11 protein-coding genes are annotated in these 12,815 nt (G+C 68.5%); 5 read left to right on the forward strand and 6 right to left on the reverse strand.

All coding sequences use genetic code 11. From position 1 onward, the window contains the following. The first annotated feature begins 63 nt into the window (after nucleotides 1–63). From eccCa to QFZ53_RS05260, 3 genes are all read left to right on the forward strand, one after another. Nucleotides 64–4,056, forward strand: coding sequence for a type VII secretion protein EccCa (eccCa, locus tag QFZ53_RS05250; RefSeq protein ID WP_307294304.1), 3,993 nt, complete (start codon nucleotides 64–66; stop codon nucleotides 4,054–4,056). 157 nt (nucleotides 4,057–4,213) lie between these two features. Further along, nucleotides 4,214–4,525 carry a WXG100 family type VII secretion target gene (locus tag QFZ53_RS05255; protein ID WP_292907969.1) on the forward strand — a complete coding sequence of 104 codons (312 nt, stop codon included), beginning with the start codon at nucleotides 4,214–4,216 and terminating at the stop codon, nucleotides 4,523–4,525. 20 nt (nucleotides 4,526–4,545) lie between these two features. After that, nucleotides 4,546–4,836: a WXG100 family type VII secretion target gene (locus QFZ53_RS05260; RefSeq protein WP_292907967.1), complete on the forward strand. Its 291-nt coding sequence runs from the start codon at nucleotides 4,546–4,548 to the stop codon at nucleotides 4,834–4,836. 88 nt (nucleotides 4,837–4,924) lie between these two features. On the opposite strand, the gene QFZ53_RS05265 is transcribed toward QFZ53_RS05260, so the two are convergent. Next, nucleotides 4,925–5,395, reverse strand: coding sequence for a recombinase family protein (locus QFZ53_RS05265; RefSeq protein WP_307294311.1), 471 nt, complete (start codon nucleotides 5,393–5,395; stop codon nucleotides 4,925–4,927). Between the two features lie 80 nt (nucleotides 5,396–5,475). Beyond that, complete coding sequence (locus tag QFZ53_RS05270) at nucleotides 5,476–6,465, reverse strand: malate dehydrogenase (RefSeq protein WP_307294313.1); 990 nt, start codon at nucleotides 6,463–6,465, stop codon at nucleotides 5,476–5,478. A 44-nt stretch (nucleotides 6,466–6,509) separates the two neighbouring features. On the opposite strand from QFZ53_RS05270, the gene ypfJ reads away from it, so the two are divergent. Both ypfJ and pip read left to right on the forward strand, forming a co-directional pair. Further along, on the forward strand, nucleotides 6,510–7,412 hold the full coding sequence (ypfJ, locus tag QFZ53_RS05275) for a KPN_02809 family neutral zinc metallopeptidase (protein ID WP_292907961.1): 903 nt from the start codon (nucleotides 6,510–6,512) through the stop codon (nucleotides 7,410–7,412). A gap of 33 nt (nucleotides 7,413–7,445) precedes the next feature. Then, nucleotides 7,446–8,417, forward strand: a complete 972-nt coding sequence (gene pip / locus QFZ53_RS05280) for a prolyl aminopeptidase (protein ID WP_307294315.1) — start codon at nucleotides 7,446–7,448, stop codon at nucleotides 8,415–8,417. A gap of 140 nt (nucleotides 8,418–8,557) precedes the next feature. Here pip and QFZ53_RS05285 read toward each other — a convergent pair whose 3' ends face one another. The 4 genes from QFZ53_RS05285 to QFZ53_RS05300 form a co-directional block, all read right to left on the reverse strand. After that, nucleotides 8,558–10,327 carry an aldehyde dehydrogenase family protein gene (locus QFZ53_RS05285; protein WP_307294318.1) on the reverse strand — a complete coding sequence of 590 codons (1,770 nt, stop codon included), beginning with the start codon at nucleotides 10,325–10,327 and terminating at the stop codon, nucleotides 8,558–8,560. A gap of 83 nt (nucleotides 10,328–10,410) precedes the next feature. Further along, nucleotides 10,411–11,787 (reverse strand): MFS transporter, encoded by a 1,377-nt coding sequence (locus tag QFZ53_RS05290; protein ID WP_307294320.1) that lies wholly within the window; start codon nucleotides 11,785–11,787, stop codon nucleotides 10,411–10,413. Nucleotides 11,788–11,815: 28 nt separating this feature from the next. Beyond that, complete coding sequence (locus tag QFZ53_RS05295) at nucleotides 11,816–12,079, reverse strand: glutaredoxin family protein (protein ID WP_292907953.1); 264 nt, start codon at nucleotides 12,077–12,079, stop codon at nucleotides 11,816–11,818. A gap of 142 nt (nucleotides 12,080–12,221) precedes the next feature. Further along, on the reverse strand, nucleotides 12,222–12,674 hold the full coding sequence (locus QFZ53_RS05300) for an adenylyltransferase/cytidyltransferase family protein (RefSeq protein WP_292907951.1): 453 nt from the start codon (nucleotides 12,672–12,674) through the stop codon (nucleotides 12,222–12,224). Nucleotides 12,675–12,815 lie beyond the last annotated feature (141 nt).

Consider the following 12,815-nt stretch of genomic DNA (forward strand, 5'->3'; position numbering starts at 1 on the left):
GCTCCCATACCGGTTCATCTCGGCATCCTGACACAATAGTAAGCGACTCGAGGAGGGCCAGTCGTGAGCATCACCAGTAATCGCCGTGCGCCGAAACCCCCGGCCGGCGGCCAACTCACTCTGCAGCAGGCACCGGAACTCCCGAAGCCCGAAGGCGCGTCGAACACGCTCATGATGGCCCTGCCGATGGTCGGCAGCCTCGGATCGGTGGCAGTGCTCTCCCTCACCCAGGGCGGCGACGCGACCCGGACCTACATCATGGGCGGTCTGTTCCTCTTCATGGCGCTGTCGATGGTGGGCGGCCAGATGTGGCGGCAGAAGTCGCAGCACTCCACGAACGTCGAGAACACCCGCCGCGAGTACCTCGCCTACCTCGCCGAGACGCGCGACGCGGTGCGTGAGGTCGCATCGCGACAGCGTCGGTACGAGGAGTGGATCCTCCCCGCACCCGAGACACTGCCGTTCATCGTCGAGGAGGGTTCTCGCGTCTGGGAGCGACCCGTCGGAGACCCGCAGTTCCTGGTGACGCGAGTGGGCACGGCGACCCAGCCGCTCGCCATGACGCTCGACGAGGCGCCCATCCCGCCGCTCGCTCAGCTCGATCCCGTCAGCGCCTCCGCAGCGCACCGCTTCGTCCTCACGCACGATCAGGTTCCCGACCTGCCGTTCGGGCTCAACATCGGCACCTGCGCGCGCATCGAGCTGGTCGGAGACGTGACCCGTGCCCGCGGCCTGACCCGGGCGATGATCGCGCACCTGGTGACCTTCGCCGCTCCGGAGGACCTGCAGATCGCCGTCGTCGCCTCCGGCGTCGAACTGCCGTACTGGGAATGGATCAAATGGCTGCCGCACGCGCAGTCGGACAGCAGGACGGATGCCGTCGGAGGTGCGCGCCGCATCGGCTCCTCGTGGGCTGAGGTCGAGTCCCTGATCGCCGACATCCGCTCACGCGGCCCGGTGAGCGGACGTGGTGGCGGAGCCGTACCCCACGTCGTGGTCATCACCGACGGCGTCGACCTGCCACCGGGGAACCTCCTGACCGAAGAAGGCGGAGTCGACGGCGTGACCGTCATCGACATCGCCCGCGAGTGGGACCAGCTCGCAGACCCGCTCACGATCCGGCTCATCCTCGACGGCGAGGAGGGCTCGAAGCTCACCGTCGCCCGACGCGGAGTCGGCACCGTCTCCGCATCCGCCGACTTCCTCGGCATCGCCTCGGCCGAGGCCGTCGCACGACGGCTCACCGGTCTGGGCGAGAGCGCGCAGGACGAGGATGCCGCCGGCGGCAGCCGCACGATCAGCGCAGAGCTGACCGACCTTCTGGCGCTGCCCGATGTGCGCGACTTCGATCCGGAGCTGGCGTGGAAGCCGCGTTCGGCGCGAGATCGGCTGCGGGTGCCGATCGGACTGACCGCCACCGGGCAGCCCATGGTCCTCGACCTCAAGGAGTCCGCGCAGCAGGGCATGGGGCCGCACGGCATGCTGATCGGCGCCACCGGCTCGGGAAAGTCCGAGGTGCTCCGCACGCTCGTGCTGTCGCTCGCGATGACCCATTCGTCAGAGGCGCTGAACTTCGTGCTGATCGACTTCAAGGGCGGCGCGACCTTCGCCGGCATGGCCGACATGCCGCACGTGTCAGCCGTCATCACGAACCTCGGCGACGACCTCACGCTCGTCGATCGCATGCAGGACGCGATTCAGGGAGAGATGACGCGCAGGCAGGAGCTGCTGCGCGATGCGGGCAACTTCGCCAATGTGACTGACTACGAGACCGCGCGCAAGGGCGGACGCACCGACCTCAAACCGCTGCCCGCGCTGCTCATCGTCGCAGACGAGTTCTCCGAGTTGCTCTCGGCGAAACCCGACTTCACCGAGCTGTTCGTCGCGATCGGCCGCCTCGGTCGATCCCTGCAGGTGCATCTGCTCCTGTCGACCCAGCGTCTCGAAGAGGGCAAGCTCCGAGGCCTCGACTCGCACCTGTCGTACCGGATCGGTCTGAAGACCTTCTCGGGCGCCGACTCACGTGCGGTCATCGGTGTGCCCGACGCGTTCACGCTTCCCGGTGGCGGCGGCCACGGCATCCTGAAGTCCGATGCCGAGACGCTCACCCAGTTCCGGGCCGCCTATGTCTCCGCACCGCCGAAGACGCGACGACGCAAGCCCGGCTCGGCACCCGAGTCCGCCGACAGCGGGCAGCCGGTCCGCGCGATCGAAGCCAGGGCGTTCACCGCGGCTCCCGTCCTCGCGCAGGAGACGACCGACGAGCAGACGCCCGCGCAGGGCTTCGCAGGGCCGGAGGCGCCTGAGAAGCGCGTCACCTTCGACATCGCCGTCTCGCTCATGAAGGGCCGGAGCATGCCCGCCCATCAGGTGTGGCTGCCTCCTCTCGACGTGCCTGCCACCTTCGACGAGATGCTCGGCGATCTGATCGAGGATCCGCAGCTGGGTCTGATCTCGCCCCGCTGGCGTCAGGCGGGTCCGCTGACGATTCCGCTGGGCATCGTCGACCGCCCTCTCGAGCAGCGTCGCGACAGCCTCGTGATGAGCCTGACCGGCGCGGGAGGCCACCTCGCGATCGTCGGCGGCGCACGCAGCGGCAAGAGCACGCTGGCGCGCAGCGTGGTGACCGGAATCGCACTGACCCACACGCCGCAGGAGGTGCAGTTCTACGTCATGGACTTCGGCGGCGGCACTTTCGTGCCGTTCTCCAAGATGGCGCACGTGGCCGGCGTCGCAGGCAGGAACCAGCCGGACGTGCTCCGGCGCATGTTCCAGGAGGTCGTGGGCATCGTCAACGCCCGCGAGCGGTACTTCACGGCGAACGCCATCGATTCGATCGAGACGTACCGGCGCTTGCGCGCTCAGGGACGGGCGGATGACGGCTACGGCGATGTCTTCCTGGTGATCGACGGCTGGCCCACGATCCGCGCCGAGTTCGACGACATGGAGTTCGAGATCCAGGCGCTGGCGGGTCGGGCGCTCACGTTCGGCGTGCACCTGATCGCGACGACGACGCGCTGGATGGACTTCCGCACCGCGATCCGCGACACCTTCGGATCGAAGCTGGAACTCCGACTCGGTGACACCAGCGACTCCGAGATCGACCGCAAGGTGGCCGCGAACGTCCCGATCGGACGCCCCGGGCGCGGACTCGCGCCGTCGAAGCACCACATGCTCACCGCCCTGCCGCGCGTGGACGGCTCCGGTGACCCCGACACGCTCAGCGAGGGCGTGGAGCACCTGATCGAGAGGGTGAACTCCGCGTGGAAGGGCCCGCGCGGGCCCAAGCTGCGCCTGCTGCCCGAGATGCTCGAGCTCTCGCAGCTGCAGCAGCTCGCGGCGGGCACGCCCCTGCAGAACCAGGTTCTGCTGGGTGTCGACGAGGCCGCGCTGGCTCCCAGCGCCTTCGACGTGCGCCGCAACCCGCACCTGTACGTGTTCGGCGACAGCCAGTCCGGCAAGTCGAGCTTCCTGCGGACGTTCGCGCACGAGGTCATGCGCACGACCCCCCCGAAGTCCGCGCAGATCTTCGTGGTCGACTACCGGCGCGCGCTGCTCTCGGAGATCCCCGATGAGTACCTCGCCGGCTACTACACCACCGCACAGCAGGTATCGGAGGAGCTGGCCGGACTCGCGGAGTACCTGCGCAGCCGGCTGCCGGGCCCCGACATCACGCCGCAGCAGCTGCGCGACCGCTCGTGGTGGTCGGGTGCCGAGGTCTACGTGCTGGTCGACGACTACGACCTCGTCAACACGCAGTCTGGCAACCCCATCGCCGTGCTGCAGCCTCTGCTCGCCCAGGCGACGGACGTCGGCCTGCACCTCGTGCTCGCACGCCGTTCCGGAGGGGCGTCGCGCGCGACGTTCGAGCCGGTCATGCAGACGCTCCGCGACCTCGCGGTGCCCGGCATCCTGCTGTCGGGAAGCCCCGACGAGGGGCCGCTGATCGGCAACGTGAAGGCGACGCCGGCCGTTCCCGGGCGGGCGAAGGTGATCACGCGGGAGCGCGGAGTGCAGACGATGCAGCTCGCATACGCGCCGTCATCGCACCTCTAGGCCTTCGGGGCAGATGGAGCGAAGGTGGGCAGAGCTACCCATGGGCATCCCCGCCCGAGCGCCGTAAGGTGTTATTTGTCGCCGGGCATCGGCGTCACGGCCCTTCCAGGGGCTGAACCAATCGGGGCGAACAGGCCCTTATGACCAGGAGGTGACCGTGGCCGGAGAAGTTTCCGCAGCGGATGGTGCCCTGCAGCGGGGTGCCAGTATCGTCAACAGCTCGAAGACGGACATCATCGGTGAACTGAACGCGATTCAGAACCAGCTGTCCGGCATCAGCGCATCGTGGGCCGGCTCGGGGGCTGCCGCCTTCCAGCAGACCTTCCAGGCGTGGCAGGAGAAGTCACGCAAGATCACCAGCGCGCTCGACGGGTTCGAACAGAACCTTCGCGACTCGCAGTCGACGTACACGCAGACCGACGACGACTCTGCGCAGGCGCAGAACAAGTTCATGGGCCGTCTCGGCTGAGACCGGAGGGATTAGACATCATGGGTGGTAACGGCTACAAGATGCAGTTCGGCGCCGTCGACACGGCGGGTTCCGACCTCGTCGCAGGCGCAGGAAAGATCGAGAACAAGCTCAACGACATGGAGAACGCGCTCAAGCCGCTCCAGGCGGACTGGACCGGTGAGGCCTCCGAGGCTTACGTCCAGGCGAAGGCGCAGTGGAACTCGGCTCTCACCGAGATGAAGGTTCTGCTGAACGACATCGGACGTCAGGTCTCGCAGGACTCGTCCGACGCGCAGTCCACGGAGAACCGCAACCGCAACCGTTGGTGACACTGTGAGTCACTGACGCGGTCAGCGTCTGAGCCGGCTGTCACCCTCTCGGGTGGCAGTCGGCTTTCGCATGCTCGCGGTCTGCGGCTCAGCGGGAGGCGTCGGCGAGGTGCCGCGCGTTGTGGCTGAGCACCTTCACCATGATTCCGTGGCGGCGCAGTTCCGCCACGGCGCGGTTGCCTTCTTCCGCATCGCGGCCGAGGGCGTTGATGTTCGCCACGACCAGCACGTCGCCCGTGCGCAGGGTCGCGATCAGCCGGGCGATGCGGTCGCTCCAGCTCTCGAGGATGTCGGGGGCGGGATGCCGGAACCCTTCGATCGGCACTCCGAAGCGCGTCAGGTCTTCACGCTGCTCGACGACCGACGGCATCCCCTCGCGCGACACGACGAGGCCGACCAGACGCGACCCGTCAGGGCGCGCCGACCAGAAGTCGCGGTTCTGCTGCAGCTCGGTGAAGCACTTGGGGCACTCGGCCGCGGCGTGCGGCAGGTGCAAAGGGCTGGTCAGGGCTTCGTCGACGGATGCCGTGGACTTCGCCGTCTCGTTCGTCTCGCTCATCGCGCACCTCCGGCATCCATTCTGCCCTGCTCGGAGCGCCTCGGGATACGCCGTCTCGACGTGCCGGAGGTGCAGCGGGATCAGAGGAGCCCGAGGGCCCGGACCGCGTCCCGTTCCTCGACGAGTTCGGCCACCGAGGCGTCGATGCGCGTTCGGGCCCAGTCGTCGATCTCGAGCCCCTCGACGACGTGCCACTCGCCGTCGATCGACCGCACGGGGAACGAGGAGATGAGGCCCTCAGGAACGCCGTACTCGCCGTGCGACACCACGGCAGCGGAGGTCCAGTCGTCGGTTCCGAGCGCCCAGTCGCGCACGTGGTCGATGGTCGCGCTCGCCGCGGACGCGACGGATGACGATCCGCGCACCTGGATGATCTCGGCGCCGCGCTTCGCGACGCGCGGGATGAAGGTCTGCTCCAGCCACGTCGGCACGTCGCCGACGATCTTCGCCAGCGCCTCGGATGCAGGAAGGCCCGCGACCGTGGCGTGAGAGATGTCGGGGAACTGGCTGGCGGAGTGGTTGCCCCAGATCGGCACTCGCCGCACCGTGTCGACCGGCATGCCCAGGGTCTGCGCGAGCTGCGCCCGTGCGCGGTTCTCGTCGAGCCGGGTGAGCGCGCTGAAGCGTTCGGCCGGAACCCCCTCGGCCGATGCGGCGGCGATCAGCGCGTTGGTGTTGGCCGGATTGCCCACGACCGTCACGCGTACTCCGGGCGCCGCGTTCTCGGCGATCGCGCGGCCCTGCGGCCCGAAGATCCCACCGTTGGCCGCGAGTAGATCGCCGCGTTCCATACCGGGCCCGCGGGGCCGCGCGCCCACCAGCAGAGCGAGATCGCAGCCGTCGAAACCGGTGGCCGCGGCATCCGTCACCTCCACGTCCTCCAGCAGCCCGAACGCGCCGTCCTGCAATTCGAGGGCCGCGCCTTCGGCGGCTCCGAGGCCCTGCGGGATCTCGAGCAGCCGCAGCCGCACCTTCTCATCCGGACCGAGGAGATCTCCTGCGGCGATGCGGAACAGCAGTGCGTAGCCGATCTGTCCGCCGGCACCGGTGATCGTGATGGTCGTGGTCATATTCAGAGCCTACGACGGCAGCCGCCCCGGAGTACCCTCGATCCATGACGTTCAATCCGGATGCCGACATCTCGACCAACACGACACGTCGGCGCGGGCGGGGAGCCGTCGTCGCCGGCGCCGGTGGCATCGGTCTGCTCGGAATCATCGCGCTGATCGCGGGGCCTTTGCTGGGCATCGACCTGACGGGACTGATCCCGTCCGGCGACGGCAGCGGCGGAGGCGGTGGGGGTGCGGGTTCGCCCGAGGAGTCGAGTCTCACGGAGTGCAAGACCGGTCAGGACGCGAATGAGAAGGTCGACTGCCGCATGGCGGGAGCCGAAGTCGCACTGAACGCGTTCTGGGAGGACAACGTCACGGGCTACGTGAAGCCGGGAATGGTCGTCGTGGACGGGTCGGCCACGACCGCATGCGGCACGGCATCCAACGCGGTGGGCCCCTTCTACTGCCCGCCGGATCAGACGGTCTACATCGACCCGACGTTCTTCCAGCTCATGCAGCAGCAGTTCGGAGCATCCGCCAACGAGCTCGCGCAGCTCTACATCGTCGGGCACGAGTGGGGGCACCACATCCAGTACATCACCGGCACGATGGACAAGTATCCGAACAACGGCACCGGACCAGACAGCAACAGCGTGCGCACCGAGCTGCAGGCCGACTGCTATGCGGGAGCGTGGATCGCGCGCATGTCCGAGGAGAAGGACGCCGATGGCGTCCCCTATCTGCAGCCGTCCACCGAGGAGCAGCGCCGCGATGCGCTCAACGCCGCCCTCGTGGTCGGCGATGACCACATCCAGGAGCAGTCCGGCGGCTTCGTGAACCCCGAGAGCTTCACGCACGGCACCAGCGAGGAACGGCAGTTCTGGTTCGCGAACGGGTACGCCAACGGTCTCGATGTGTGCGCCGCGACGTTCACGCTCCCAGGGGATCAGCTCGGACCCCAGTAGCGTTCAGGGGTAGGTCTGTGATCTGGAGGATCGATGACGATGAATCTGGATGCGCTGTATCCGCCGATCGAGCCGTATGAGACGGGCGAACTGCTCGTGGGCGACGGCCACCGCATGTACTGGGAGGTCAGCGGCAACCCCGAGGGCAAGCCGGTCGTCTTCCTGCACGGCGGACCGGGCAGCGGCACCTCACCCTGGCAGCGGCGGTTCTTCGACCCCGAGTCGTATCGCATCGTGCTGCTCGATCAGCGCGGCTGCGGACGCAGCACGCCGCACGCGAGCGATCCCGGCGCCGACCTGCGCTACGTCACCACGGCGCATCTGATCGCCGACATCGAGCTGCTGCGCAAGAACCTCGGCATCGCCGCCTGGCAGGTGTTCGGCGGCTCGTGGGGGAGCGCGCTCGCGCTCGCCTACGCGCAGGCGCACCCGGATGCCGTCACCGAGCTCGTCCTCCGCGGCATCTTCACGCTGCGCCGCGAGGAGCTCGAGTGGTTCTACGAGGGCGGTGCCGCAGCTCTCTACCCCGACCTGTGGGAGGCGTACGTCGCGCCCATCCCCGTGCTCGAGCGCACCCGCATGATCGAGGCATACCATCGGCGGCTGTTCGATCCCGATCCGGCCGTGCACGAACCCGCCGCGGTCGCCTGGACGACGTGGGAGGCCTCGACCGTGACGCTCGTGCCGGACGCCGAGCAGATCGCCTCGATGTCTGATGCGCACAGGGCCATCGCGTTCGCACGCATCGAGAACCACTTCTTCGTCCATCGCGGCTGGTGGGAGGAAGGGCAGCTGATCGCGGGGGTCGACGGCATCCGGCACATCCCCGCCGTGATCGTGCAGGGGCGGCACGACGTGTGCACGCCGATGATGACCGCGTGGGATCTGCACCGGGCCTGGCCCGAAGCGGAGTTCGTGGTCGTCGACGACGCCGGGCACTCAGCCGCCGAGCCCGGCATCCAGCGCGCCCTCCGCGCGGCGACCGATCGCTTCGCGGCGCGCTGACGCGGGGGCAGGCGGCTTATCCCGGTCGTTGAGCCAGGGAGTGCCGCGACCGAGACGAAACGCGTTCTCCGGGTTTCAACATCGGCTCACGACGTTTCGTCTCGCTTCGCTCGCTCAACGACCGGCGGGTACGCGCAGCGCTACGCGCGCAGTGCCTTCAGCAGAGTCTTCAGGAGCAGGGCCGCGCCGCCGTTCGCCCGGAACCTCGTGAGCCCCTCGCTGACGTCGGCGCCGGTGCGAGCCGACACGAACCAGGGCGGCTTCGGCAGAATCGTCAGCCGCCCGCCGCCGTTGGCTCCGGGCAGTGATCGCGGGAACGGCCGGAACGGTCCGCGGATCACCGAACGCTCCACTGCGTCGAGCAGCAGGGCGTTGTGCACGACACCGATCCCGCTGCCGACGTCGGCGATCGTGCTGCCCGGGAAGGCGCCCCACGTGAGCGTCGGAGTGATGAACCCGAACGCGGTCCAGCCGTTGATCGCGATCGAGCCATAGCGCAGGTCGGCGATCGCCCTCTCGAATCCCGTGCCGAGCGACTTCTCGGTCGCGGGGTCGATCAGCAGGTTCGCACCCAGCGTGCCCTGCAGCTCGTCGTTCGCGTAGGCGACGGCCGCGTCGAGGAAGGCCTGTCCGGAACCGGGCACGGTGACGACGCCGAGCACGGGAGCGAAGTACTCGGTGCTGCGCAGGGCGGCGGAGTCGTCGCCGTCGCCGATCTCGACCAGCACACGATCGCCGAGCACGAGCGCGTCAGGGTATGCATCTGCCGCAAGCCCCATTCGAGAGGGCGCCCCGGGGTACCAGATCGGTCGCTCGGGGGCGTTCGCGTAGGCGCGGCGGAGCTCGGCACGGAACTGGTCGGCCTGCGCCCAGTCGCTCGACAGGATGACGACCTGGCCGGCGATGCAGTTGTGACCGCTGTTCTGCAGGCGCATCGTGGCGATGTGCTCAGCCTGGTACGTGAGGTCTGCGGCGGTCCAGTCGCCTGGGACGACGATGATCGGCGACACCCCGCCGAGCTCGGCGGTGATCGGCTTCTTCAACTGCGGGCGGGTCTCGCGTCGGCGGCGTGTGGCGGCCGTGCCCGTGTCCCAGACGATCGCGTCGAAGGTCGCCGCCGATCCCGTGATGTGCACGTGGACGAGATCGGGGTGCCCGGTCAGGTAGGCGCCGACCGCGGGGCCGCCGCGGACGATCCTGAGGAGCCCCGGTTCGATGAGCGGCGCGAATGCGCGCTTGTAGACCGGCACCAGAGCGTCCTGCGTGGGATTGACCTTGAGCAGAGCGGTGCGGTTGTGCGCGAGCAGCTCGTACAGCACGTCGAGCACGGGAATCGAGGTGATGTTGCCTGCGCCGAGCACCAGGCCGACTCCGCCGGATTCGGTCGGTGTGCGCTGGGCGAGCCCGGCGGCGGCGCGCGCCTGATTCGGGGTGGTGCCGGGCTCGAGCCATACCTCGCCGGTGAAACCCGACAACAGGAATCGATCGATGCCGGTCAGCGGAAAGGCGTGGACCCGCGTGCGCCCGCCCGGCGCGCGGTCGATCTTGATGCCGTCGAGAGGGTTGGTGCCGTTCGCGAGTCGGGACAGCGTCTCGATGTACGCGTCGAGTGCGCCGAGCACGCTGTACGGGCCGCTCAGCCACTCCTCGCCGCGGAGCGGATGCCGGGCGTCGAGACCCTTCGAAGCCGATGCCGTGTTCGCCCAGTCTTCGGCAGCGGATGCGACGCTCGTGCGCACCGCTCGAAGCAGGGTGACACGCTGTGCGATCGTCAGCGCCGACCAGATCGAGGTGCCGGTCTGCAGCTCGCCGATCGCCGTGTCGAGATCCGCGCGCTGACCATCACTGAGTTCGGCGATCACAGGCGGGGCGGCATCCGTCTTCGTGGCGGGCGTTGTCGCAGAAGTCATCGGCGTCTCCTTAAAGCGGGATCCCAGCTTATGCCGGAGGACGAGGTCGGGGTGCGGAAGAGGCGTTTCGTCCCGCTGCGGGCTCAGGCCTCGATGTCGCTCCGGCGCAGACGGTAGCGAGAGAGAGCCACGATGCTCGCGGCCATGAGCACGGCGGGCAGGATGCTGAAGCTCAGCGCGATGCCGGTGACGGCGGCATCCGGCTGCTGCGCTGTCGCGCCTGCGACGGTTGACACGTAGCCGGTCGCGGCGAGCGTGAGCGAGACGAAGGTCGCACCGAGGGCGAAGCCGACGGTCTCGCCTGCGGTCCAGACTCCGGTGAAGGTTCCGGCCTGCCCGGGCGCGTTCGTGCGTTCGTCGTGCGAGATGACGTCGGGCAGCATCGCCATCGGCAGGGACTGCAGACCGGCGTAGGCGATGCCGGCGACGGCGACGGATGCATAGATCCACGCACCGGGAGCCCAGACGGCCGCCGTGATGGAGGCGGCGGCGATCGTGAACACGGCGCTGGCGATGCGGAACGCGCGTTCCTTGCCGATGCGGCGTGCGATCGAGGTCCAACCCGGTGTCGCGAGCAGCGCGGGCCCGACGAGTGCGAGGAACACCAGCGTCACGGCGTCCTCCGATCGCAGCACCCAAGTGGCCACGTACTGCGCGCCGGCGAGCATGGTTCCCGTCGCGAGCGCCTGAAGCAGGAAGGTCGTGAGCAGAGCGCGGAACGGCTGGCTGCGGCGCAGGGCCCGGAATCCCGAGGCGTACTGCTCCCTCACGCTCGGCGGATGCTCCGTGGGGGAGGCGGGCGCGACGCGGCTCGCCGCCGCATCCGCCGTCTTCGACGCCACGTACATGCCGATGCCGATCACCAGACCCGCCGCGATGCCCATCAGCAGGTATCCGATCACCTGATCCGGGCCCGCTCTGCGCAGTTCGGGCCCGCCCGCGCCGAACAGCAGGATGGCTGCGGTGAGCACGATCACGCGCCAGCCGAGCAGACGAGTGCGCTCGTCGTAACTGCCGGTCAGTTCGGCGGGGAGCGCGACGTAGGGCACCTGGAACAGGCTGAACGAGGTCGCCGTCGCGAGGAAGGCGAGCAGCACGCAGATCGCTCCGGCCGTCGGCCCCCATGACGGAGGCACCGCGAACGTGAGAGCGAAGAACAGCGGCAGCGTCATCGCTCCGGTGATCATGAAACCGCGCCGCGATCCCGTGCGCGCCAGCTGCCGATCGGACGCGGCGCCGATGAGCGGGTCGATCACCACGTCCCAGATCTTGGCCGAGGTGACGATCAGGCCGGCCGCGAGGGCGGCGACCCCGAGGTTGTCGGTGAGGAAGTACGTCAGCACGAGCCCGGGCAGCGTGGCATAGCCGCCGGTTCCCAGCGAGCCGATCGCGTACAGCGCGATCGTGCGCGCAGGGAGGCGTGCGGCGGATGCTCGCTCGGGTCGAGCCTCGGTGCTCATCGCGCCAGTGTAGCGGCGCGATGAGTCGTCAGATCAGGGCGAGCTCGCGGAGCTTCGCTTCGACGTCGGCGTTCGAGGGCTCGACGTGATGCGAGGAATCGGGATACACGACGACGGGGATGTTGGTGCGGCCCGAGATCTCCTTGGCGATGTCTGCCGCGGCGGGGTCGGCGACCAGGTCGACATAGGTGTATTCGATGCCGAGCTCGTCGAGCTGCTTCTTCGTGCGGATGCAGTCGCGGCACCAGTCGGCGCCGAACATCGTGATCTCGGATGCTGCAGGAGTGGTCATGCATCAAGCCTACGGCGGCGGCGATAGGAGAGGGCCGGGCGTGTTCCCGACTCCGTACCGCCTGCGGCAGCGACGCACGAATGCCGGAACCCCAGATTCCGGCCCCCAGCCATGCGGTGCAGACAGGCGGTACGGGCGGGGGTCAGTGGCCGGCCGCCGCAACCGGCGTCGCGCCGGCGGTGATCGCGTCGAGCGCTCGACGCAGCGATGAGCTCGAGGTATGAGCGGTGTACGGGAAGTACACGACCTCCACCCCGACCTCGGCGAACTCGCGCTCGAGACGCAGGCCCTTCTCGGTGCCTCGCCAGTCGTCACCCTTGAAGAAGTGGGTGAACTGCACGTCGCGCCACGAGTCCATCTTGGATGGACTGGTCTCGACGTAGACCTCGTCGACGAACGAGATGTGTCGAACGATCTCCGCACGTTCCGCCGTAGGGATGACGGGCTCGATGCCCTTCACCTGGCGCAGCATCTCGTCGCTGACGACGCCCGCGATCAGAATGTCGCAGTGCTGCTTGGCGTGACGAAGAAGGTTCAGATGCCCGACGTGAAACAGGTCGAAGGCACCAACGGCATAGCCGATGCGCGTCCCCATGATCTCCCCAGATCAGTATTCCCCAGAAGCGGATCCCCATCCGCTCAGCGACTCCCACAGCCGCGTCGGATCAGACTAGCAGAACGATGACGTCGATGTCAGCAGACCGCTAGCAAGGAAAGAATCTTTACGAAATCGTCG

This window comes from Microbacterium natoriense, assembly GCF_030816295.1.
In the GTDB taxonomy this organism is placed as follows: domain Bacteria; phylum Actinomycetota; class Actinomycetes; order Actinomycetales; family Microbacteriaceae; genus Microbacterium; species Microbacterium natoriense_A.